The 24,019-nt window shown below is 67.7% G+C and carries 15 protein-coding genes; 6 read left to right on the forward strand and 9 right to left on the reverse strand.

Features of this window, described 5'->3' with window-relative positions:
* Positions 1-253: 253 nt before the first annotated feature.
* From ABZX79_RS17540 to thyX, 3 genes are all read right to left on the reverse strand, one after another.
* Positions 254-1,939 (reverse strand): ribonuclease J, encoded by a 1,686-nt coding sequence (locus tag ABZX79_RS17540; protein ID WP_355257720.1) that lies wholly within the window; start codon positions 1,937-1,939, stop codon positions 254-256.
* Between the two features lie 117 nt (positions 1,940-2,056).
* Complete coding sequence (gene dapA, locus ABZX79_RS17545) at positions 2,057-2,956, reverse strand: 4-hydroxy-tetrahydrodipicolinate synthase (RefSeq protein ID WP_355257723.1); 900 nt, start codon at positions 2,954-2,956, stop codon at positions 2,057-2,059.
* A gap of 207 nt (positions 2,957-3,163) precedes the next feature.
* Positions 3,164-3,916, reverse strand: coding sequence for an FAD-dependent thymidylate synthase (thyX, locus tag ABZX79_RS17550; RefSeq protein WP_355257726.1), 753 nt, complete (start codon positions 3,914-3,916; stop codon positions 3,164-3,166).
* 194 nt (positions 3,917-4,110) lie between these two features.
* On the opposite strand from thyX, the gene ABZX79_RS17555 reads away from it, so the two are divergent.
* Positions 4,111-4,350 (forward strand): hypothetical protein, encoded by a 240-nt coding sequence (locus ABZX79_RS17555; RefSeq protein WP_355257729.1) that lies wholly within the window; start codon positions 4,111-4,113, stop codon positions 4,348-4,350.
* A 95-nt stretch (positions 4,351-4,445) separates the two neighbouring features.
* Positions 4,446-5,003, forward strand: coding sequence for a hypothetical protein (locus ABZX79_RS17560; RefSeq protein ID WP_355257732.1), 558 nt, complete (start codon positions 4,446-4,448; stop codon positions 5,001-5,003).
* A 57-nt stretch (positions 5,004-5,060) separates the two neighbouring features.
* Here the strand turns inward: ABZX79_RS17560 and ABZX79_RS17565 are convergent, their stop codons facing one another.
* The 6 genes from ABZX79_RS17565 to eccD all read right to left on the reverse strand — a co-directional run bounded on the left by ABZX79_RS17565 (position 5,061) and on the right by eccD (position 12,145).
* Positions 5,061-5,501: a hypothetical protein gene (locus tag ABZX79_RS17565; RefSeq protein WP_214974703.1), complete on the reverse strand. Its 441-nt coding sequence runs from the start codon at positions 5,499-5,501 to the stop codon at positions 5,061-5,063.
* 16 nt (positions 5,502-5,517) lie between these two features.
* Entirely contained in the window at positions 5,518-6,270 is a 753-nt protein-coding gene (gene dapB / locus ABZX79_RS17570) for a 4-hydroxy-tetrahydrodipicolinate reductase (protein ID WP_355257736.1), read from the reverse strand.
* Between the two features lie 34 nt (positions 6,271-6,304).
* On the reverse strand, positions 6,305-7,684 hold the full coding sequence (locus ABZX79_RS17575; RefSeq protein ID WP_355257739.1) for a pitrilysin family protein: 1,380 nt from the start codon (positions 7,682-7,684) through the stop codon (positions 6,305-6,307).
* The gene (locus ABZX79_RS17580) at positions 7,681-9,903 is read right to left on the reverse strand and encodes a polyribonucleotide nucleotidyltransferase (RefSeq protein WP_355257741.1); all 2,223 of its coding nucleotides are present in this window, start codon (positions 9,901-9,903) and stop codon (positions 7,681-7,683) included. The genes ABZX79_RS17575 and ABZX79_RS17580 overlap by 4 nt, the downstream gene beginning before the upstream one ends.
* Positions 9,904-10,188: 285 nt before the next feature.
* Positions 10,189-10,479 carry a 30S ribosomal protein S15 gene (gene rpsO / locus ABZX79_RS17585; RefSeq protein WP_215133174.1) on the reverse strand — a complete coding sequence of 97 codons (291 nt, stop codon included), beginning with the start codon at positions 10,477-10,479 and terminating at the stop codon, positions 10,189-10,191.
* Positions 10,480-10,687: 208 nt separating this feature from the next.
* On the reverse strand, positions 10,688-12,145 hold the full coding sequence (eccD, locus tag ABZX79_RS17590; protein ID WP_355257744.1) for a type VII secretion integral membrane protein EccD: 1,458 nt from the start codon (positions 12,143-12,145) through the stop codon (positions 10,688-10,690).
* 255 nt (positions 12,146-12,400) lie between these two features.
* Between eccD and eccCa the strand changes: the two genes are divergently transcribed.
* The 4 genes from eccCa (at position 12,401) to ABZX79_RS17610 (ending at position 23,796) form a co-directional block, all read left to right on the forward strand.
* Positions 12,401-16,345 carry a type VII secretion protein EccCa gene (eccCa, locus tag ABZX79_RS17595; protein WP_355257747.1) on the forward strand — a complete coding sequence of 1,315 codons (3,945 nt, stop codon included), beginning with the start codon at positions 12,401-12,403 and terminating at the stop codon, positions 16,343-16,345.
* A 170-nt stretch (positions 16,346-16,515) separates the two neighbouring features.
* Entirely contained in the window at positions 16,516-16,887 is a 372-nt protein-coding gene (locus ABZX79_RS17600; protein WP_355257750.1) for a hypothetical protein, read from the forward strand.
* A gap of 257 nt (positions 16,888-17,144) precedes the next feature.
* On the forward strand, positions 17,145-21,617 hold the full coding sequence (locus ABZX79_RS17605) for a toxin glutamine deamidase domain-containing protein (RefSeq protein WP_355258281.1): 4,473 nt from the start codon (positions 17,145-17,147) through the stop codon (positions 21,615-21,617).
* Positions 21,618-21,624: 7 nt separating this feature from the next.
* Complete coding sequence (locus tag ABZX79_RS17610; RefSeq protein ID WP_355257752.1) at positions 21,625-23,796, forward strand: SUKH-4 family immunity protein; 2,172 nt, start codon at positions 21,625-21,627, stop codon at positions 23,794-23,796.
* The last annotated feature ends 223 nt before the right edge of the window (positions 23,797-24,019 follow it).

The following is a 24,019-nucleotide window of genomic DNA, read 5'->3' on the forward strand; positions in this document are numbered from 1 at the left end:
TTCGGTATTTCGTGTTTCCGACTCTATCAGACTCTTTCGTGTCCGACTTCCTCGGTGCTTTCCAGTTCTTCGCTTTCGCGTTTCCCTTTCCGGCGATTCCGACTTTATCAGAAGTTCTGAGTCGGAATTCCCGCCCCGTTCGGTTGGCCCCAGGCGCACCAGTGCGCCGGGCTTCCCGTTCAGGAGGAGTCGTAAACGTACTGGAGCGGGGCGCCTCGATGCAAATCGAGGCGCCCCGCTCCCAGTTGGCCCGTCAGACCTCGACGACGACCGGCAGGATCATCGGACGGCGGCGGTAGGTGTCGGAGACCCACTTGCCGACCGTACGGCGGATGAGCTGCTGGATCTGGTGTGTCTCCAGGACGCCGTCGGAGGCCGATTTGGCGATGGCTTCCTCCATGCGCGGGACGACGGCCGAGAAGGCCGAGTCCTCGATGCCGGAGCCTCGTGCGTGGATGTTCGGGCCGCCCACGATCTTGCCGGTGGCGGTGTCGACCACGACGAAGACCGAGATGAAGCCCTCCTCGCCGAGGATCCGGCGGTCCTTGAGGTGGGTTTCGGTGACATCGCCGACCGAGAGGCCGTCGACGTACACATAGCCCGCCTGGACCTTGCCGACGATCTTCGCGCGGCCGTCGATCAGGTCGACCACCACGCCGTCCTCGGCGATGACGATGTGGTCCTTGGGAACACCCGTCAGGGCGCCGAGCTCGGCGTTGGCGCGCAGGTGGCGCCATTCGCCGTGGACCGGCATCAGGTTCTTCGGCTTGCAGATGTTGTAGAAATACAGCAACTCGCCGGCCGAGGCGTGGCCCGAGACGTGGACCTTGGCGTTGCCCTTGTGGATGACGTTGGCGCCCCAGCGGGTCAGACCGTTGATCACCCGGTAGACCGCGTTCTCGTTACCCGGGATCAGGGACGAGGCCAGGATGACCGTGTCGCCCGGGACGATGCGGATCTGGTGGTCGCGGTTGGCCATGCGGGAGAGCGCTGCCATCGGCTCGCCCTGGGAGCCGGTGCAGACGAGGACCACCTCGTGGTCGGGGAGGTCGTCGAGGGTCTTCACGTCGACGACCAGGCCGGCCGGGACCCTGAGGTAGCCCAGGTCGCGGGCGATGCCCATGTTCCTGACCATCGAGCGGCCCACGAAGGCGACGCGGCGCCCGTACTCGTGGGCCGCGTCGAGGATCTGCTGGATGCGGTGCACGTGGCTGGCGAAGCTCGCCACGATGATGCGCTTCTGGGCGTTCGCGAAGACCGTACGCAGGACATTCGAGATGTCGCGCTCGGGCGGGACGAAGCCCGGGACCTCGGCGTTCGTCGAGTCGGAGAGGAGGAGGTCGATGCCCTCCTCGCCGAGCTTGGCGAACTTCGGGAGGTCGGTGAGGCGGCGGTCCAGCGGGAGCTGGTCCATCTTGAAGTCGCCGGTGTGGACGACCATGCCCGCCGGGGTGCGGATGGCGACGGCCAGCGCGTCCGGGATGGAGTGGTTGACCGCGATGAACTCGCAGTCGAAGGGGCCGACGCGCTCGCGGTGGCCTTCCGTGACCTCGAGGGTGTACGGGCGGATGCGGTGCTCCTGGAGCTTCGCCTCGATCAGGGCGAGGGTCAGCTTGGAGCCGATCAGCGGGATGTCCTGCTTCAGGCGGAGCAGGAAGGGGACGCCACCGATGTGGTCCTCGTGGCCGTGCGTGAGCACGATGCCTTCGATGTCGTCGAGGCGGTCCTTGATGGACGTGAAGTCCGGCAGGATCAGGTCGATGCCGGGCTGCTCCTCCTCGGGGAAGAGCACGCCGCAGTCGACGATGAGCAGGCGGCCGCCGTACTCGAAGACCGTCATGTTGCGGCCGATCTCGCCGAGACCGCCGAGCGGGGTTACGCGCAGGCCGCCCTTCGGGAGCTTCGGCGGCGTACCGAGTTCAGGATGCGGATGACTCAAAAGACTCTCCTCACCACACACGCCACGTACCGCTGAGGCACGTGGCGCGCATGACATTCGTGCACTTGCTGTTGTCTGTGGGATTCCTGCTTATTCAGTTGTGAAGTCTGTGGCCGGCTAGAGCTGGACTCCGCCGGCTGCCAGGTCCCGCTTGAGCTGTGCCTCTTCGTCCAGCGTGAGCTCGACCATGGGGAGGCGCAGCGGGCCTGCGGGCAGGCCCTGGAGGGTGAGGGCGGCCTTGGTGGTGATGACGCCCTGGGTGCGGAACATGCCGGTGTAGACCGGCAGGAGCCGCTGGTGGATCTCGGTCGCCTTGCGTACGTCGCCGGCGAGGTGGGCCTCCAGGAGGGCGCGCAGCTCGGGGGTGACCACGTGGCCGACGACCGAGACGAAGCCGACCGCGCCGACGGACAGGAGGGGAAGGTTCAGCATGTCGTCGCCGGAGTACCAGGCGAGGCCGCTCTGGGCGATGGCCCAGCTGGCGCGGCCGAGGTCGCCCTTGGCGTCCTTGTTGGCGACGATCCGCGGGTGCTCGGCGAGCCGGACCAGCGTTTCGGTGTTGATCGGCACACCGCTGCGGCCCGGGATGTCGTAGAGCATCACGGGGAGCTCGGTGGCGTCGGCGATGGCCGTGAAGTGCCGGAGCAGGCCCTCTTGCGGGGGCTTGTTGTAGTACGGCGTCACCGCGAGGAGGCCGTGGGCGCCGGTCTGCTCGGCGGTGCGGGCCAGCTCCAGGCTGTGGCGGGTGTCGTTGGTGCCGACTCCTGCCACTACGTGCGCCCGGTCTCCGACGGCTTCGAGGACCGCCCGTACCAGGTCGTTTTTCTCCGCGTCGCTGGTGGTCGGGGACTCGCCGGTGGTCCCGTTGACGATCAGGCCGTCGTTGCCGGCGTCCACCAGGTGGGCGGCAAGACGCTGGGCGCCGTCGAGGTCGAGTGCGCCGTCCGCCGTGAACGGCGTGACCATGGCGGTGAGGACCCGCCCGAAGGGGGTCTGCGGAGTGGAGATCGGAGCCATGGGTAACACGCTACTCGCTGCTCAACGCGTGGTGTCCCCTCGGGGGAGGTCAGACGTACAGGAAGAGTAGAACCCGACACTGCCTGCTCGGGGGTTCAAGCAGTGCCGGGTCCGTTTGATCAGCCTAGATGAAATTCTCGAACTGCGGCAATACGGACACTTCGGACGGTCGATCCGTACATCTGTACTCAGGCCGGTATTCGGGCCTTACGGTGCGACGCGTCCGTTGTTGTTGAAGGCCGCGTAGGTGAGGGGCATGAGCTTGGCCCAGTGGGCCTCCATCTGCTCCCCGACCATCTCGATCTCGCGCTGCGGGAAGGACGGCACCTTCGCGAGCTCGTGCTGCGTACGCAGGCCGAGGAAGTGCATGAGGGAGCGGGCATTGCACGTCGCGTACATCGAGGAGTACAGGCCTACGGGGAGCACCGCTCGGGCGACCTCACGGGCCACTCCGGCGGCGAGCATCTCCTGGTAGGCGTCATACGCCTGGCGGTAGGAGTCCTCCATCGCGCGGGTCGTGAGCTCCTGCTGCTCCGGGGTGCCCGCGACAAACTCGTACTTGCCGGGGCGGCCCTGCTGGACGAGCTTGCGGGACTCACCGGGGACGTAGAAGACCGGCTCCAGCTCCCTGTAACGGCCCGATTCCTCGTTGTACGACCATCCGACGCGGTGGCGCATGAACTCGCGGAAGACGAAGATCGGGGCGCTGATGAAGAACGTCATCGAGTTGTGCTCGAAGGGGCTGCCGTGGCGGTCGCGCATCAGGTAGTTGATCAGACCCTTTGAGCGCTCCGGGTCCTTGCTCAGCTCCTCCAGGGACTGCTCGCCGGCGGTCGAGACACGGGCGGCCCACAGGACGTCGGAGTCGCTGGCGGTGTGCTTCACCAGTTCGACGGTCACTTCGCTGCGGAAGCTGGGCTTCGGGGTCTCTGTGGGGGTGCCATCAGGGGTAACAGTCACCGGCGGGGTCCTTCCATGTACATCGCTCGGGCGCCCCACACTCTACGGGCCGGGGGTGACAGTCTCGGCCCGTCGGCGGTCGGGGGACATTGTTCGGCCGATTCAGGGAAATCGGGCACCAAGCGACAGCTTTTTTCGTCTGTCCCTGTAGAAGCACTGGTACCAGATCAAATAAATCAAAGGAGTACCGCCCCATGTTGCGCCGGCGAGAGTCCGTCCCCTTCGCATTCGTTGCCGAGGCCGACCGATTCCGCAGTAACGTCACCCCTCCGCCCCCCGAACGTCCGAGCGCGTCCCAGATCGTGGGTCGTATGCTCATCGGTCTCACCGTCGTCGCCGGGCTTGTGGGATCGCTGCTCTTCGGCGTTCCCGCCCTCGATCCCGCACAGGGCCCGGGTGCGACACAGAAGTCCGAAGCCGCTGACGGTCGCTGACTCGTCCGGGCCCCCTGAGGTGGCCCGGCGAAGACCTCCTCGGTAGCCTCACCGGGCACAGCCCAATCGAGCGTGCTGGTGAGTGAGGATCAGTCGTGCCCCTGCCTTTCCTGACTGCCGACCGTGCTTTCGAAGTGGCCGGTGAGACGTCCGACGATGTCGCGCTGCCCTTCGACGACCACGATCAATGGCGCAGGCCCTACCGTCCCGGGCCCTGGCGCGTGGGAGCGGCAGCCCTGCTGCTGCTCATGGCGTCCTTCCTTCTGCTGGCGGCGATGGTCATCGCCTTTGCCGGTGCGATGCCGGGAGCCGGGATCTGTCTGGGCCTCGGCGTGGTCTTGATCGCCTGCGCGCTTCGCCTGCTGCGCGTCGGTGCGTGGGTCAGCCGGCACGGCCTGCGGCGCGTGGGCTTCTTCTCGACGACCACGGTGCCGTGGGGCCGGGCCACGGACGTACGCACGGTTCAGCAGCCGGTGCGGTGGCTCGGGCTGCCGCGCACGGTGCAGGGCCAGGCGCTCGTACTTGTGCACCAGAACGGTGAGCGGCTTCAGCTGCTCACCGACCACAACGCCGACTTCCTGTCGCGTGTGGAGGCCTTTGACCGGGCTGCTGACACGGTCGAGGCGTGGGGCGACGAGTACCGGCCCGTCTGAGACTCGGCAGCACATGTGAAAGGGGGCGTCCGGTCGGACGCCCCCTTTCGCGTGGGTCTACTTTCCCTCGTGCAGCGCGATCGCCCGCTGCATCGCCTTGCGGGCGCGGGGGGTGTCCCGCGCGTCGTGATAGGCGATCGCGAGACGGAACCAGGAGCGCCAGTCGTCCGGGGCGTCCTCGGTCTCCGCGCGGCGCCGGGCGAAGACCTCGTCGGCGGAGTCGCGGTCGATGCGTCCGGCGGGCGTACGTACCAGCTCGTCCACGGGCAGGCCGCCCTCGGCCTCCAGCTTCGCCGACAGCGCGTCCGCCTTGCGGGCGAACTGCGTGGTGTGCCAGAGGAACCAGACGCCGATGGCCGGGAGGATCAGCACCGCGACGCCGAAGGTGACGGTGAGGACGGTCCCTTCCCGGATGAGGAAGTAGCCGCGGCTGCCGGCCAGGACGAAGTAGACGACCAGGACGGCGGCGAGGACGAAGTACGTGATCTTTGCGCGCATGGCTGTTGCTCTGCCGTCAGTTCAGGTCGAGGAAGTTTTCCAGGCCGAAGGTGAGGCCGGGAGTGGTCACCACGCGGCGCGCGCCGAGCAGGATGCCCGGCATGAAGCTGCTGTGGTGCAGGGAGTCGTGACGGATCGTCAGGGTCTCGCCCTCGCCGCCCAGGAGGACTTCCTGGTGGGCGAGGAGGCCGCGCAGGCGGATGGCGTGTACGGGTACGCCGTCCACGTTCGCGCCGCGCGCGCCGTCCAGCGCCGTGGTTGTGGCGTCGGGCTGGGGGGCGCTGCCGGCCTCGGCGCGGGCCGCCGCGATGAGCTGGGCGGTGCGGGTGGCCGTACCGGAAGGGGCGTCTGCCTTGTTCGGGTGGTGCAGCTCGACGACCTCGACGGATTCGAAGTACGGGGCCGCCTGCTGGGCGAACTTCATGGTGAGGACGGCGCCGATGGAGAAGTTCGGCGCGATGAGCACGCCCGTCTCCGGGGAGGTGTCGAGCCAGGAGCGCAGCTGCGCGAGGCGTTCGTCGGACCAGCCGGTGGTGCCGACGACCGCGTGGATGCCGTGGCGTACGCAGAAGTCGAGGTTGCCCATCACCGACGCGGGGGTGGTCAGCTCGACCACGACCTGGGCGTCGGCTTCGACGAGGGCTTCGAGCTTGTCGCCCCGGCTCAGCGCCGCGACCAGCTCCAAGTCGTCCGCGGCCTCAATGGCCCGTACGGCCTCGGAGCCGATACGGCCCTTGGCACCGAGAACGGCCACGCGCAGCTTGCTCATTGCTTGCTTCTTTCTGTCTGACGTCTCTGGGGCTCTAGGCGACTGATTCGTGCAGGCGGTCGGCCTGCTTGTCCTTCAGCGGGCCGATGACCGACAGCGAGGGACGGTGGCCCAGGACTTCGGCGGCCACCTCCCGTACGTCGTCGGGCGTCACTGCCGCCATCCGGGCGAGCATGTCGTCGACCGAGATGTGGTCGCCCCAGGCCAGCTCGCTCTTACCGATGCGGTTCATGAGCGCGCCGGTGTCCTCCAGGCCGAGGACCGTGGAGCCGGAGAGCTGGCCGACCGCGCGGTCGATCTCCTCGTCGGGCAGACCGTCTGCGGCGACCTTCTCCAGCTCGTCGCGGCAGATCTTGAGTACGTCGTGGACCTGGGCGGGCCGGCAGCCGGCGTACACGCCGAAGAGGCCGCAGTCGGCGAAGCTGGAGGTGTACGAGTACACGCTGTAGGCCAGGCCGCGCTTCTCCCGTACCTCCTGGAAGAGGCGGGACGACATGCCGCCGCCGAGAGCCGTGTTGAGTACGCCCATGGCCCAGCGGCGGTCGTCGGTGCGGGACAGGCCCGGCATGCCGAGGACGACGTGTGCCTGCTCGGTCTTGCGGTTCAGGTGCTCGACGCGGCCCGCGGTGCGGATGACGCGGGAGCCGTCGCGCGGGTCGAGCGGGACCGCGTCCGTACGGGACAGGGCGCCGGCGCGCTCGAAGGCCTTGCGGACCTGGCGTACGACGGTGGCGTGATCGACGTTGCCCGCGGCAGCGACGACCAGGTGCGTCGGGTCGTAGTGCTTCTTGTAGAAGCGGCGGATGCGGTCCGCGGACAGCGCCTCGACGGTGTCGACGGTGCCGAGGACCGGGCGGCCCAGCGGGGTGTCGCCGAACATCGTCTTGGCGAACAGGTCGTGGACGACATCGCCCGGGTCGTCCTCGGTCATCGCGATCTCTTCGAGGATGACTCCGCGCTCGGCGTCGACGTCCTCCGCCTTGATCAGGGACCCCGTCAGCATGTCGCAGACGATGTCGATCGCGAGGGGGAGGTTGGTGTCCAGTACACGTGCGTAGTAGCACGTGTACTCCTTCGCCGTGAAGGCGTTCATCTCGCCGCCGACCGCGTCGATCGCGGAGGAGATGTCGAGGGCACTGCGCTTCTCGGTGCCCTTGAAGAGGAGGTGCTCCAGGTAATGCGTGGCGCCGTTAAGGGTGGGCGTCTCGTCGCGGGAGCCGACATGCGCCCAGATGCCGAAGGTGGCGGAGCGTACGGAGGGCAGGGTCTCGGTGACGATCCGCAGGCCGCCGGGGAGGGTGGTCCTGCGGACGGTGCCGATGCCGTTCTGGCCCTTGAGCAGTGTTTGGGTACGGGCGACGGCCCGCCCCTCCGAAGAGGTGCGGGCCGTCGTCACGGAACTACGGGATGTCACTGGTCGGCGTCGGCCTTCTGGTCGGCGTCGGTGCCCTCTTCGCCCTCGATCACGGGGACGAGGGAGAGCTTGCCGCGGGAGTCGATCTCGGCGATCTCGACCTGGACCTTCTGGCCCACACCGAGGACGTCCTCGACGTTCTCCACGCGCTTGCCACCGGCGAGCTTGCGGATCTGCGAGATGTGCAGCAGACCGTCCTTGCCGGGCATCAGGGAGACGAAGGCACCGAAGGTGGTGGTCTTGACGACCGTACCCAGGTAGCGCTCGCCGACCTCCGGCATGGTCGGGTTCGCGATCGCGTTGATCGTCGCGCGGGCCGCCTCGGCCTGCGAGCCGACCTGGGCACCGATGTAGATGGTGCCGTCGTCCTCGATCGTGATGTCCGCGCCGGTGTCCTCCTGGATCTGGTTGATCATCTTGCCCTTGGGGCCGATGACCTCACCGATCTTGTCCACGGGGATCTTGACGGTGATGATCCGCGGGGCGTTGGGGGACATCTCGTCCGGCGTGTCGATCGCTTCCATCATCACGTCGAGGATGTGGAGGCGGGCGTCGCGGGCCTGCTTGAGGGCCGCGGCCAGGACGGAGGCCGGGATGCCGTCCAGCTTGGTGTCGAGCTGGAGCGCGGTGACGAATTCCTTCGTACCGGCGACCTTGAAGTCCATGTCACCGAACGCGTCCTCGGCACCGAGGATGTCGGTGAGGGCGACGTAGTGGGTCTTGCCGTCGATCTCCTGCGAGATCAGGCCCATGGCGATACCGGCGACCGGGGCCTTGAGGGGCACACCGGCGTTCAGCAGCGACATGGTGGAGGCGCAGACCGAGCCCATGGACGTCGAGCCGTTGGAGCCGAGAGCCTCGGACACCTGACGGATCGCGTACGGGAACTCCTCGCGCGTCGGCAGCACCGGCACGATGGCGCGCTCGGCGAGCGCGCCGTGGCCGATCTCGCGGCGCTTGGGCGAGCCCACGCGGCCGGTCTCACCGACGGAGTACGGCGGGAAGTTGTAGTTGTGCATGTAGCGCTTGCGGGTCACCGGGGAAAGGGTGTCCAGCTGCTGCTCCATGCGGAGCATGTTGAGGGTGGTGACGCCCAGGATCTGGGTCTCGCCACGCTCGAACAGCGCCGAGCCGTGCACGCGCGGGATGGCCTCGACCTCGGCGGCGAGCGTACGGATGTCCGTGACGCCACGGCCGTCGATGCGGACCTTGTCCTTGATGACGCGCTCGCGGACCAGGTGCTTGGTCAGCGCGCGGTACGCACCCGAGATCTCCTTCTCGCGGCCCTCGAAGGCCGGGAGCAGCTTCTCGGCGGCGATCTCCTTGATGCGGTCCAGCTCGGCCTCGCGGTCGAGCTTGCCGACGATGGTGAGCGCCTGCGTGAGCTCGGACTTGACGGCGGAGGTCAGCGCCTCCAGCACGTCGTCCTGGTACTCGAGGAAGACCGGGAACTCGCCGGTGGGCTTGGCAGCCTTGGCGGCGAGGTCCGACTGGGCCTTGCAGAGGACCTTGACGAACGGCTTCGCGGCCTCGAGACCGGCGGCGACGATCTCCTCGGTCGGAGCCTCGGCGCCGTCGGCGACGAGCTGGATCGTCTTCTCGGTGGCCTCGGCCTCGACCATCATGATCGCGACGTCGCCGTCCTCCAGGACGCGACCGGCGACCACCATGTCGAAGACGGCGTCCTCGAGCTCGGTGTGCGTCGGGAAGGCGACCCACTGGCCCTTGATCAGGGCGACACGGGTGGCGCCGATCGGGCCGGAGAAGGGCAGGCCCGCCAGGATCGTGGAGCAGGAGGCGGCGTTGATCGCGACCACGTCGTACAGGTGGTCGGGGTTGAGCGCCATGATCGTCTCGACGATCTGGATCTCGTTGCGCAGGCCCTTCTTGAAGGAGGGGCGCAGCGGGCGGTCGATCAGGCGGCAGGTGAGGATCGCGTCCTCGGAGGGCCGGCCCTCACGACGGAAGAAGGAGCCGGGGATCTTGCCGGCTGCGTACATCCGCTCCTCGACGTCCACCGTCAGGGGGAAGAAGTCGAGCTGGTCCTTGGGCTTCTTCGAAGCGGTGGTGGCCGACAGCACCATGGTGTCGTCGTCCAGGTACGCCACGGCGGAGCCGGCGGCCTGCTTGGCCAGGCGGCCCGTCTCGAAGCGGATGGTGCGGGTGCCGAAGGAACCGTTGTCAATGACGGCCTCGGCGTAGTGGGTCTCGTTCTCCACTAGCGTTATCTCCGATACTTTTCGTCTTTCGTCCCATACGCCCGTGTGGCGGAGGGACGGTGGCGGAGAAGCGCTTCTGCTGCGGGGCCGGTCTTCGATCGAAGACCCCGGGGTCGTTGTGCTCCGGGGGCCACTACCGAGGACCGGCGGCGGGGAAGCCGCTTCTCGCTCGTGTTCTGTGTTTCGTTGTACGACCAGACTACTGAGCGTCCGGTACGTCTCGCACGTACAGCAAAGGGAGCGGTCCCCTAGAAGTGGGGTACCGCTCCCTTCACGACGTCCGTCTTACTTGGCGCCGCCGGCCGCGCCACGGCGGATGCCGAGGCGGTCGACCAGGGCACGGAAGCGCTGGATGTCCTTCTTGGCCAGGTACTGCAGCAGGCGGCGACGCTGGCCGACCAGGATCAGCAGACCACGACGGGAGTGGTGGTCGTGCTTGTGCAGCTTCAGGTGCTCGGTCAGGTCCGAGATCCGGCGCGAAAGCATGGCGACCTGGACCTCGGGGGAGCCGGTGTCGCCTTCCTTCTGAGCGAACTCGGTCATGATCTGCTTCTTCGTAGCGGCGTCGAGCGGCACGCGTACTCCTCTTGGTCTTCGTATTGCCATCGAGTGCCCCAGGTCGAATTCTCTGGGGAGCTTCCGTTACTCGGGAGGCGGGGATCCGCTGGGCGCAGCCTCCGGATGCTCCGGGGGCGCATACACAAGCGGCCGTCATGCAGCTTACCAGCAGATGCGAGCACCCCGTCATCAGGGGTGACGGCGCCCGTCGGCGTACGTCACCGGATCAGAAGCCGCCCTTGACCTTCGCGTACACATCGAGGACCGCCAGGCAGATCGGGATCAGGGAGAGCAGCACCAGCGAATCCGCCAGGTCCAGCATGCGGCCCCAGAAGGGTGACAGGCCCTTCTGCGGAACGATCAAGGCGATCGCGATCAGGAGCATCGCGCCGGCCGCGACCGAGGCGCCGAGCCACAGGGTCCGTACGTCGATGCCCGCGGAGTTGCCCGTGGCCAGGTCCGCGAGGATGTCGAGCGGGGGCGAGATCGCGAGGCCGAGGATCAGCAGGCCCGTCGTGAGGACGCCGGCCACCAGCAGGCAGGTGACCTGCGCGGTGTAGCGGAACAGGCGCGCCCGCAGCATCGCGGCCAGCGCGGTGACCAGGGCCATCAGCTGGGCCCACCCACTGTCGCTGAAGCCGAGCACCGCGCCGCCCGCGCCGAGGATGACGACGGCGCAGCCGCCGACGAGGCCGAGCAGCAGTTCGTGACCGCGGCTGGTCTGGGCGACGATGCGCTGTACGTCGACGGCCTCGAGGTTGCCCTCCTGGCCCTCGCGGCGGGCCCTGGCCAGGTCCTCCGGGTTGCGGAAGCCGATCGGCAGCTTGGCGAAGCGGGCCGACCAGCCCGGCAGGAAGCCGACGACCGCCAGCGCGACGACCGAGGTGACGGCGGCGATCTCGCGGGGCTGGGCCTCGGTGAGCACTCCACCGAACGCGGCGAACGTACCGATGGCCGCCGCCAGCGCCGCGGCGACGAACGGGGCGTCTCCCTGCGGCAGCAGCATGATCAGTACGACGGAGAAGATCAGTACGGCTACGCAGCCGACCAGGAACTGCAGCCTGCCGGGGCCCTCGCCCGCGTCCTGCGGGATGACACCGGAACCGGCGATGAGGGCGTGCGGCAGTGCGGCGATGCCCAGCGCGACGGCGGAGGCCCGGTCTTCGTACACCCGGCCGCGTACACCTGCGAGAGCCGTCAGAGCCAGCGCGACCACTCCGGCGACGATGCCCTGGAGGCCGTGCATGTCGTGGCGGACCGGGTCCGCGAACCAGAACACGAAGCCGAGCATCGTCAGCAGCAGTACGCCGGAGACGAGGCCCGCGACCCGCATCAAGTTGTCGTTCCAGCCGCGCAAGTCCTGCTTGACGGCGGTGGCGACCGCGTCGACCACGTCGTCATGGACGGCCGGCGGCAGCGAATCGGCGAACGTGCGCAGCAACAGCACCTCGCCGTCCCTGACCCGGTGCTCCAGCAACGAACGGCTCGCGTCGAGCACATGGCCGTCGCGGCGTACGAGGTGGTATCCGGCGAGGCTGCCGTCGGACTGGACCATGCCCGAGAGCCTGATGATCTCCGGATAGATGTCCTGGATCGGCAGGTCCTCCGGCAGCGCCACATCGATACGACTGTCCGGAGCTGCGACGGTGACTCGGCAGAAACCCGTCGATGTGCCCGTGCTCACCTGGTAGTTCCCCCTGTAGACAAGCTTCTTTACGCCGCTCGTACGACGCGGAGCGCCACCTTATCGTCCACTCGGGGGGCCACAGGTGCCGCCTCCCTCATTCCTCCTCGGACTCCCCCGCATCTCCACGCTCCTGCCTCCCGGCGGTCTCATGCGTGACAGTAGGATCAGCGGCTGTGCGTGCCCGTTCTTTGGGCCGGGGGTCCGGGGGTTGTACCCGGAGAGACACAGCAATCGCGAAGGATGAGTGCATCGGTGAGCGTCGTCATCATCAAACGGCAGCCGCGGATCATGCCGCCTGCTGTCCCGGACGGCGAGGTGAAGCTGGAGACGCCGCCCGAAATCCCGCGGGAGGGCGACGACGGTGTGCTGATGAGCCTGTTGCCGATGATGGGCATGCTGGGTTCTGTCGGCTTCTTCTTCATGCCGAACCTTCCGTCTTATATGCGGGTGGTGGGCGGGCTGATGCTCGCCTCGACCCTCGCCATGGGCATCGCCCAGTTCGCCAAGTCCCGCCAGGGCGGCGGCGCGGGGATGGCGCAGGACCGGCGTGACTACTTCCGCTATCTCGAGCAGGTCCGCAAGGACGTGCACAAAACCGCCGAACTCCAGCGGCGTACCCAGCTTTTCCAGCACCCGGATCCGGACCAGCTCTGGGCGCTGGCGGCGGACGGCAAGCGGCTGTGGGAACGGCGCCCGACCGACGCGGACTTCGCCTCCGTACGCATGGGGCTCGGCAGCCAGCAGCTGGCAACTCCGCTGGCCGCACCGGAGACCGCTCCCAAGGAGGAGCTGGAGCCGCTGACCGCCGCGGCCATGAAGGCCTTCCTCGACGCGCACGGAAGTCTCGCCGATCTGCCGGTGTCGGTTTCGCTGCGCGCCTTCTACCACCTGGCGCTGGCCGGGGACAGTGACACGGTCTACGGCAACGCCCGTGCGGCGATTGCCCAGCTGGCGACGCTGCACTCGCCCGAGGACCTGATGGTCGCCGTGGTCGCGCACCCGTCCGCCGCCGCGGACTGGGACTGGATCAAGTGGCTGCCGCACAGCCAGCATCCGAAGGCCAAGGACGGAGCGGGCTCGGCCCGGCTCCTGTTCGACGACCTCGGCGAGCTGGAGGAGGCGCTGGAGGACCAGCTGGCCGACCGGCCGCGCTGGAACCGGGACGCGAACCCCGTTTACGACCAGCCGCACCTGATCGTGGTGCTGGACGGCGGCACCGTACCGCCGGACTCCGGGCTCGCCGGCGCGGAAGGGCTTCAGGGCGTCACCTTCCTGGAGATCTCCCCCGGGGAGCTGGAGGACGAGCTGCGGGGCAATCTCACGGCGTATCTGAAGCCGAGCCGTATGCAGCTGTTCGTGGGACACGAGTCGGCGTACAGCGGCAAGCCGGATGTGCTGAGCCAGGAGCAGGCCGATTCGCTGGCGAGGCAGCTCGCCGCCTTCCGGGTCGGTACGGCGGAGGAAGGCGAACCTCTTCTGTCGAACCTGGACTTCACGGATCTGATGGGCATCGGCGACGCCGGGTCCGTCGACGTCTCACGCACCTGGCGGCCGCGCACGCTGCACGAGCGGCTGCGCGTACCGATCGGTGTCGGGGAGAACGGCGAGCCGGTCATGCTCGACCTCAAGGAGGCCTCGCAGGAGGGCATGGGCCCGCACGGCCTGTGTGTCGGAGCGACCGGTTCCGGTAAGTCCGAGGTGCTGCGTACGCTCGTGCTCGGTCTCGCGGTGACGCACTCCTCGGAGACGCTGAACTTCATCCTCGCGGACTTCAAGGGCGGTGCGACCTTCGCCGGCATGGTGGACATGCCGCACACCGCGGCCGTCATCACCAACCTGGCGGACGACCTCACGCTCGTCGACCGTATGCGTGACTCGATCATGGGTGAGATGCAGCGCCGCCAGGAGCTGCTGCGTACGGCAGGCAACTACGCCAACATCCACGACTACGAGAAGGCGCGGGCGGCCGGTGCCGCGCTGGAGCCGCTGGCCTCTCTGGTGATCGTGCTCGACGAGTTCTCCGAACTGCTCACCGCCAAGCCGGACTTCATCGACATGTTCATCCAGATCGGCCGCATCGGCCGATCGCTGGGTGTGCACCTGCTGCTCGCCTCGCAGCGCCTGGAGGAGGGCAAGCTGCGCGGGCTGGACACGTATCTGTCGTACCGGATCGGTCTGCGTACGTTCTCCGCCGCCGAGTCGCGTACGGCGATCGGCGTCCCGGACGCGTACCATCTGCCGTCGATTCCCGGCTCCGGGTATCTGCGGTACGACACCGACACCATGGTCCGCTTCAAGGCGGCGTACGTGTCGGGGGCGTACCACGGTGAGGGTCCGTCGCGGGTGCACCGCTCGACTCAGCTGCGGCCCGCGCTCTTCACGGCGCAGCACGTGGCGCTGCCGCCGCAGCCGGTGATCGAGGAGCCGGAGGCCGACAACCGGATCGACGACGCGCTCGCCGACACCGTCCTGGACGTCATCGTCGCCAAGATGGAGAACCAGGGACCGCCCGCCCACCAGGTGTGGCTGCCGCCGCTGGAGGAGGCGCCTTCGCTGGAGCAGCTGCTGCCGGCGCTGGCGGTCACGGCGGAGCGCGGTCTGACCGCGCCGGAGTACACCGCCCTTGGGCGGCTCAATGTGCCGGTCGGTCTGGTGGACAAGCCGTTCGAGCAGCGGCGCGACGTGCTGTACCGGGACTTCGCGGGCGGTGCGGGCCACGGTCTGTTCATCGGTGGTCCGCAGTCCGGCAAGTCGACTCTGCTGCGTACGCTCATCTCGTCGTTCGCGTTTACTCATACGCCGAGCGAAGTGCAGTTCTACTGCCTGGACTTCGGCGGTGGCGGTCTGATCGCGATGGAGGACCTGGCGCACGTCGGCGGGGTCGCGAACCGGCTCGACGGCGAGAAGGTGCGTCGTACGGTCAGCGAGGTCGAGGGGATTCTGAACGCGCGTGAGGAGTACTTCCGCGCGAACAACGTCGACTCGATCCAGACCTACCGGCAGCGGCGGGCGGCCGGGCAGCTGCCTGACCAGCCGTGGGGTGACGTCTTCCTCGTCATCGACGGTTGGGCGACCTTCAAAACGGACTACGAGATGCTCGAGGCGTCCATCACCGACATGGCGATGCGCGGTCTCGGTTTCGGCGTACACGTGATCCTGACGGCGAGCCGCTACACCGAGGTGCGGCCCGCGCTCAAGGACATGTTGCAGAACCGCATCGAGCTGCGGCTCGGCGACCCGACCGAGTCGGAGATCGACCGCAAGGTGGCGCAGAACGTGCCCGCGTCCGTCCCGGGTCGTGGTCTGACCACGGACAAGCTGCACTTCATGACGGCGCTGCCGCGGGTCGACGGCTCTTCGGAGACGGAGGACCTGGCGGAGGCCACTTCCGTACTCATCCGGGGCATCAACGAGAACTGGCAGGGCAACCCGGCTCCGGCGGTCCGGCTGCTGCCGAGGATCATGGAGGCGGACCGGCTGCCGAAGGGATTCGAGCACCCGGATCGCGGTATCGCGTTCGGTATCGACGAGTCGGCGCTCGCGCCGGTCTTCATCGACTTCGAGACGGACCCGCACTTCATCGTGTTCGGTGAGAGCGAGTCCGGGAAGTCGTCGGTGCTGCGGCTGCTCATCAAGCAGATCACCGAGCGGTATACGCCCGACCAGGCGAAGATCGTCATGGGTGACTACCGGCGTGCGCACCTGGAGGCCGTACCGGACTCGCACCTGTCGCGCTACTGCGCGTCGGCGCCGGCGCTGACGGAGACGCTGGAGGGCCTGGCAGGGTCGCTCAGCCGCCGTATGCCGGGGCCGGATGTCACGCCGGAGCAGCTTCGCAACCGGAGCTGGTACAACAGCCCGGACGCGTACGTCATCATCGACGACTACGACCTGGTGGCGACCGGCATGAACCCGCTGTCGCCACTGGTGGAGTATCTGCCGTACGCCCGCGATGTGGGCCTGCACGTAATCATCGCGCGCTCGGCGGGCGGCGCGAGCCGGTCGCTGTACGAGCCGGTGATGCAGCGTCTGCGGGAGCTCGGGGCGCAGGGTCTGGTGATGTCCGGCGACCGGTCGGAGGGTGCGCTGCTCGGCAACATCTCGCCGTCGCAGCTGCCGCCGGGGCGTGGGTACTTCCACACTCGGCGGAGGAGCGGGCAGATGGTGCAGACGGGTTGGCTGCCGCCCAGGTTCTGATTTCTTCGGCTGTACGCATGTGTGTGAGGGGCGGCGCCCGGTGGGGCGCCGCCCCTCTCGCGTTTTGCCTGGAAGGGGTGTGGCGCGGGCGCTAGGCTGACGCTGCGACAGATGGTGCGGTTTGCAGGACTGCGGGATTACAGGGGGCAGTTGTGGCGGGGAACGACACGATGAGGACCGATGCGTCGGTGCTCAAGGGCGAGGGCTTCCACATGTTCGAGGTGGGCCAGGACTACGCCAAGGCCGCGAAGGCACTGTTCGAGGGACTGAACGCCATCGAGGGCAAGTCGGGCAAGACTCCGCCGTGGGGCGATGACGAGTTGGGCGAGCACTTCGGCGTCGTCTACGAAGGCCTGCGCGACGGCATGAAGGACTCGATGCCCAGCCTGGCGAAGCGGATCGCGGGTATGGGCGTGAAGTTCACCGCGATGGGCGTGCGACACGAGCAGCACGAGATCGAAGAGGACGCGAAGTACGCGGCGCTCACTGCGCAGCACGATGCCGAGGGCGGCGCGAAGGTGAACAACTTCAAGTCGGTCTAACGGGGGACCGCCGACCCGCGCGTGCAGTCGAGCGTCGACCGGCCGAACGCCGAACTCAGCACGGTGGGCTTGTTGTTGGTCAGGGCTCGTTGTCGGCTTTTAGCGCGCCCCTGCAACAGGGTTGTGACAGGAACCCACTCGAGTTGCTCCGGTGATGGTCAGTAAGCTCTGGGTACGGCTGCACTTCGTGTGATTCCCCTTGTGGTGAGGGGGCGTTGTGCGTCGGTTGCCTATCGGGGGTGTGGCGCGCTGTGGCGATGATGTTGCCGGACGAGGTCGAGTGGATCCTGGAGATGCTCGGCTACAAGTGGCCGACTGCCAACGAGGACCTGCTCAGAGACTCCGCCGCACTGTGGCGCCAGTTCGGTGACGACGCCCAGAAGCTGCACATACGGGCGAACACCAGCGCCCAGACCGTGATCGCGCACAACGCGGGCGAGTCCATCGACAAGTTCATCACCCACTACAAGAAGTTCTCCGACGGCGGCTCGGACGGCTACCTCGCCAAGGCCTCCGAAGCCGCCTACATCATCGCGACCACCTTTGAAGCCGCAGCAACTCTGGTGGAGTTCGCGAAGTACGCGGTCATCGTCCAACTCTTCGCGCTGGCCTTCCAGATCGCCGCCGCCGCTGCCGCGTCCATCGTCACCTTCGGCCTCTCCGCAGCGGCCGGCATGGCCGCCACGCAACTGACCCGCGTGGCCGTGCGCCGTATCCTCGACGCCCTCAAAGACGCGCTGATGCAGGCCATCATCGAGATGATGAAGGAACCCGCCGTATCGGCTGTCCAGGCCATGGTCACCGACCTGGTCACGCAGTCCGTCAACGTCGGCTTCGGCACCCAGGAAGGCTTCGACCTCAGCAAGACCGTCTCGGCCGGCGCCAAGGGCGGCTGGGAGGCCATCAAGCAAAGCCCGCAGACGTTCGCCGAGGGCCTGCGCGACGGCCTGGGCAGGAAGGCCGGCAGCAGCGTCCGCGACGGCATCGACAGCGGCTACAACAACAGCATGGATGCCTACCGCAACCGCTCCAACCCCACAGCGGACAACAACAGCGGTGACGGCACGGACGGCACCAGCAGCAACAGCGGGGACGGCGACGACAGTTCGGGGGACACCGGCTCCTCGAACAGCTCGAACTCCTCGGACTCTTCGGACTCGTCAGCCTCGTCGGACTCGTCGAACTCCTCCAGCTCGGACTCGTCGACGACCTCACCTTCGAACGCCAACACGGGTAACACGAATATCGGCGGCAACATATCCGCGGACGGCGACGACCCCGGGAGCTACAGCGCCCCCGACCTCGGAAGTCTTCCGACTACCGACACGGGAAGCGGCACCCCGGACTCATCGCCCGGCGCCCCGGACTCCGGGCAGAATCCTTCCTCCTCGAATTCGCCCTCCCGGCCGACGCTGTCGGACTTCGACGACCCCGCACCCAGCAATACGTCGCCGTCCCCGTCTCCCGCCCCGGACACCAGCAGCAACACACCCAGTGCCGGCGACACCCGCGGGGGTTCCTCCTCCCCCGGCGGCCTCACCTCACCCTCCCCGCAATCGGCTCCCACACCGACGGCCGGCGCGACACCCTCCTCCACGAACAGCGGCGGCGGGATCAGCACCTCGATCGACAGCCTCGCCGCCAGCATCCCTACCCAGTCCAACGCCGCCCCCGCACCAACCACAGCCGACCCCTCCACCGCGGCGCCGCGCCCGGACGGCAACTCCTCGATGCCGACGTCACCCACGCCGCCCTCCACCGCGGACGGCGCGGCAGGCGCCCGTACCGGCACGAACACCACCCCAGGCGGCTCCACGTCCGGCACGAGCCCCACCAGCCCCAACCCATCCCAGGGCCCGCCCAGGACCCCCTCCACCACCCCAGGCACCCCCAACCCCACCGGAACCGGCCCCGCCTCCACCCCGAGCCCGACACCGTCGACACCACCACGCAGTACGCCGACACCATCGACGGACGCCCGCACTCCGGGGACGCCGGAGACCCGTACCCCGAACCCGAACCAACCCGCACCAGGGACCACACCGGGCCGCACATCAAACCCCAGCCCGCCCAACTCCACATCCACCCCTACCCCGACCCCTGGGGCGACCACCACGCCCAGCACCAGCACACCGGGCTCGGCAGGTACGCGTACGCCCAACACGAACCCGGCCTCGACCACGCCCCACACGAGCCGCCCCGAATCAACCACCCCGAGCCAGGACCCGAGGCAGCCAACCCCGACCAGGACCACACAGTCGCACCCCGGCACTCCAGCAGCGACGCCGAGTCCGAACGCCTCGGACTCCAACGCTCCCGGCCGCACGCCCGACAGGTCCTCAACGCCGAACAGCAGCACCCCGAGCAGTCCGAGCACGCCGAACCAGCCCGGAGCCACCCCCAGCCCCAACCCGGGCAACAAGCCGCAACAGCCGGGCTCGCAACCCAACACACCTCAGAACACCCAACCCAGCCCGGCGAACACACCAAACACGCCAAACACGCAGAACCAACAGCAGCAACAACAGGTGACGGCGGTCCCCATCCAGACCGTGACCCCAGCCCCCAGTGGTCACACCGCCCAGCCCACCACGCAGAACGCCAATACCACCGCACCGCCCCAGCAGCAGGGCCAGGAGGACAACAACACCAAGCCCACCACTCCCACACCGGCCGCCACGACCCGCAACACCACACCTCCCGGCGGGGTCACCGACCCCACCCGCGCCGAGCAGGACGCCCTGGACAACTCGGTCCCCCGAGACGAGAACGGCGACCCGACCCGGCCGCCGGACCCGAAGGACGGGGACTGGGTCGAGCGCATCAACGGCGAGGGCCGCGATGCGCCCGGCCGTAACAACAACTGTGTCGACACGGCTCTCTCCACGGTCGACACTTTCGCCGGCAACCCCACCGCCGCGGGCGCACGCACCCCCGACCACGACGCCGACGGCAACCCCTCCGACCGCGGCGAAAAGGGCGGCCGTGACCGAATAGAGAACACCCTCGGCGCCCGCTTCAGCGACATGGGCAACGGACGCGACGCCTTCAACCGCCTGGAAAACACTCTCCGCAACAGCGGCCACGGCTCACAGGCCGTGATCATCACGCAGGACGCCAACGGGCGGGCGCACGCGTGGAACGCCGTCAACCACAACGGCAAGATCACGTACATCGATGCGCAGACCGGGCAGCAGAGCTCGAAGCCGTTGCACAGCGGGAACAATGGAGTCTTCGCGATTCCGCTGGACTCGAATCGGCAGCCGGTTTCGTCCGACAGCGGAACCACGGGGGACCGCTCAAGGCCCGACGGTACGAATCGGACCTCCCGCCAGACCCCGGCTACTTCTGCCGGGCAGAGCCGCCGCCCACCGGAGGATCCGGCAGGGCAAAGCCCGTCGAAGGATGACGGGAAGCTGCCCGACGATCCGACCCGGGAAAAGCGCAACGAGTCGCTACCCGAGCCTGAGGGCAGGACGGACGAGCACCTGGATCTCCCTCCGGATTCGCCCCAGCAGGAGTTGCGTAACTACGAGAGCGACGACCAGCACGAACACAAGGACTACGATCCGGACGCCGAGCGCGGCCTGAAGGTCCACCGAATCGGTCTCGACCCCGTCCATGACAGCCTCCGGAGCTGGGCGGCTGAAGGCAGGCTGACACCCCTCCTGCAAAGCGCCGCAGACCGGATGGAGGCATATAACAAAGCCCGCGAGAAAGGCGACACCGACCTGCCGCCCACTGCGTTCACGCGGCAGGAGTTGGAGGACGCCCTGGGGGACGACTTCCGCCAGATGAACGACGGCCAGCGGTACGCCGTCGTCGCCTCCCTCGCCCGACTGAGCCTCGGGTACCACGAGAGCCAGGGAGTGGGCCACAACCCCGAGCACGACCGGGATGGCAAGCCGTATACGGGCGCCAAGCGCCGTGACGGCTCGGACGACGTGGCGGCCGACAAGGACCGCGGCGTGAGCTCCGAGAGTCGGGACAATGCCAAAGCGAAGTTCCCGAAGCAGTACCGCGAGGATCCGGAGACCAAGAAGGATCTTGAAAACCTGCACCAACAGGTCACGGGAAAGAAGAAATCTCCACTGACCGACAAAGCCGTCAATGGGCTCATCGACGCCATGGGGCCCCACAAGCCAGACTTCTCCGGCAAGAATTACGCCGTCATCGAAGTGGTTGACAAAGACGGAAACAGTACATTTGTCGTGGATTCATCGGTGCCGACGGACGGCAGTCGCGTCTCTCCTCGGCACTCGGAGAAACATCTTCTCGACTGGTTCGACAGAACCAACTCTGGTCCGGACGGCGAGAAATACCGACTGGCCGGCCTCTACACAGAACGTGAGCCTTGCGGCAAGGGGCAGGGTCACGCCGATTGCTCGACCCGCGTTCGCGGGCACCCGTCATTCAAGGATGGGAAGCTGCCCGTCTACTACAGCACCACCTACCGGACTGACCCGGAGGGCGTGGCAATGCGGGACGAGGAGCGCGAAAAGTGGAAGAAGAAGCAGGATGAAGCCATCGAGAAGATGGGAGACGTAACTCCCGCGGAACGCGAAGAGAAACTCAAGAAGCTGAAGCTAACCAACAAACAAATCAGCACCAAGGTAGGGGAGCTGCGGAGCGAGAAGGAACAGGACATGGACGCCGAGATGGATGAGCACCTCTCGGCCATTGGCTCGGCTTGGGCGAAAGCTATGCTGCATATGCCAAAGCCGAGTTAGGAGCCCCATGTCCAAGCCCTCTTCTGACGCTGAGCGCCTGTCTCCGGCCCAGGCAGCCGCATGGCTGAGTGCCTGGTGGAACGACGGGCCAAAGAAGAAGCACGTGGACGTCGTCAGCCTCACTGGCGCAACGGACGTGCTGGAACAGGCGCACCGGGACATCCCCGGCAGTCTGCTGCTCAATGCCACTGGTTCCGCTGCGGAAGACGTATTTCGAAACGCTCTGGCGCTCATCGGAGTACCGGAGCACAAGGAGCACCCCTACCTATGGCGCACCGCCGCCCGCATGCAAGGCCGCGGCAAGCTGGTTCTGATCACGCATGCGGGCCGGGCAGGGCTCACTCGCAGATCCGCCCAGCCGGCTCTGGTGCGCGACAAGGCAGCAGTGCGGCTTTCCCTCGCGGGTCCGAGCGTCGTGGTCGATACGCCACCATCGGATAGTGAGGCGTCGCGACACGGTGCGCCCGCGCTCCGGCTCGACGACACGGCACCCGACAACCCTCAGAGCGCACTGGGGGCTGCTGTCGCGGCAGCGGCCCAATCACCACAACTGTGCGCGCTCGCACTGTCCGAGCCGCGCCGTGTTCCATGGGAAGTGTGGGGCGAATTGGCCCGGGCCGTCGGTCCGAATGGAGCCGACCAGGCATCACTGCGTGGGCTCGCCGAGCGCTTCGCAGACCTCGTCACGGTGACCGACGCGGAGGTCGCTTTCACCGACGAGGCCGTAGCCGAAGCGCTGCGTCGCCGGACGCCCGAGGAGTTGAGCACGCGCGTCAACCGCCACATGGTGCGATGGCTGCGAGGACTCGCCCCCAGACTGCGCCACCCCGAGGGCTGGTCCGCCGCCGGGCCGCTCGGCCGATACGCCGCTCATGGACTGGCCATGCACGCGGTACAGGCCGGTGAGTTCGACGAGCTGCTGGGGGACGGGAGCGTACTGGCCAATCTTCCGCAGCGCGCCCTCCTCGATGCCGCGCACTGCGCGCACGACGGTTCCCTGCCCGGCTCGAACCCGGCTGCCGACGCGGTGTACCTGTGGATGCACGGGGTGGCTCCGGCCGATCAGGGCGAGTGGGCCGCATGGCTGCATCTGTCGGCCATGGCACGTGCGGACTCCGAACTGTGCGCCGCGATCGAGCAGTCCGGCGTCAGCCTTCCCTGGAGGACCCGGTGGGCGCACTGGCGCCCGCCAGGTGGATACGACCTGAGCTACGTCCAACCCGGGCCTGTCTACCAGCTGTTCGCGGTGCGCTGGTGGGGTCGGCCGGCGGTGGCCGCGAGCGCCGAGGACGGCGCGGTGCGTGTATGGGACGCCGAGACTTCGGAGCTCGTGGCGGGCCCGTGGTTCGGCGAGGAGTTTCCTGGCGAAGCTGCCGACGCACTGGCGTGGCCGCCGGAGACCGGGCTGGCCGGTCCTACCAGCCGCAGCGAGCTCCTCGACCAGGATGAGAGCGAAGCGGGGCTCGATGAGGAATTGCTTCCCGTCTCGCTACACCTCGGCGACCTGCGGGTCTTCGCCGGCCCTGGCGGTGTCTTCGCCGTGGAAGGCAGCGAAGCCGGTGCCGAGATCATGCCCGAATCATTGGCAGCGGGACCGCTGCTCGGCAACCCAACCGCCGTCGGCCCCACCAGACCCATCGCAGCCACCGCGCCAAGCGCGAACGACCTGGGAAGGCTGTATCCCCGCACGGCGGTCGTACTCACCGAACCCGGACGCCTGCCGACCGGTCTGACCGATGAGACCGCCCGTCGCGTGCTGACTGAAATCGGCCTTCCCGCCATGGACGACAACGGCATCCGGCTGGAGCCCGACTACGAGAGGTTCCTCTGGGAACTGACCTGGCCGGACGACATCGAACAGCCGACGGAGAGCGGTCCGTTCTTCCAGATCGGCCTGTGGATGGGCGCGGAGATCGTCATCGACGGCCCTTCCGGACACATCCTGCGCATGCCACCCGACGCCGACGAGAGCGGACTCGAAGGCCTCCTCGTGGCCACCGACCTCGACCGCTTCCTGGCCATGGTCACCCTGTGGATCACCGGGCGCCGCATTCTCGAGACGTTGGAGAACAGGGACGAAGGACACCTACTCCGGCAGCACATCGAGGATGCCCTCTGGGAGATCGATACAGAGGGCTCCCACTCCAATGCGTGGACCTACCCACTGCACAACGACTGACACACCATCCGCAGCGGTGGAGGACAAGGACCATGACCGGCACACCAACCAGCTACGCCCCGCATCCGTACATAGGCGGCCGGGCCTCCGCCCTGCGCGCTCTCGCAGCTTGGCGGATGGAGTGGCCGGGAACGTCTCGCGTAGTAGTGCTCACCGGCAGCCCGGGCAGTGGGCGATCCCGCCTGCTCACTGGCTTCCTGACCCTTTGCACCCCTGACTTCCG

The sequence above is a fragment of the Streptomyces sp. NPDC002994 genome, assembly GCF_040611155.1.
Lineage (GTDB): Bacteria > Actinomycetota > Actinomycetes > Streptomycetales > Streptomycetaceae > Streptomyces.

Excerpts from the sequence above, each read along its gene's own strand:
- dapA (WP_355257723.1), bottom strand. The coding sequence starts at position 2,956 with ATGGCTCCGATCTCCACTCCGCAGACCCCCTTCGGGCGGGTCCTCACC.
- ABZX79_RS17555 (WP_355257729.1), top strand. The coding sequence starts at position 4,111 with ATGTTGCGCCGGCGAGAGTCCGTCCCCTTCGCATTCGTTGCCGAGGCC.
- ABZX79_RS17565 (WP_214974703.1), bottom strand. The coding sequence starts at position 5,501 with ATGCGCGCAAAGATCACGTACTTCGTCCTCGCCGCCGTCCTGGTCGTC.
- dapB (WP_355257736.1), bottom strand. The coding sequence starts at position 6,270 with ATGAGCAAGCTGCGCGTGGCCGTTCTCGGTGCCAAGGGCCGTATCGGC.
- ABZX79_RS17600 (WP_355257750.1), top strand. The coding sequence starts at position 16,516 with ATGAGGACCGATGCGTCGGTGCTCAAGGGCGAGGGCTTCCACATGTTC.
- ABZX79_RS17605 (WP_355258281.1), top strand. The coding sequence starts at position 17,145 with ATGATGTTGCCGGACGAGGTCGAGTGGATCCTGGAGATGCTCGGCTAC.
- ABZX79_RS17610 (WP_355257752.1), top strand. The coding sequence starts at position 21,625 with ATGTCCAAGCCCTCTTCTGACGCTGAGCGCCTGTCTCCGGCCCAGGCA.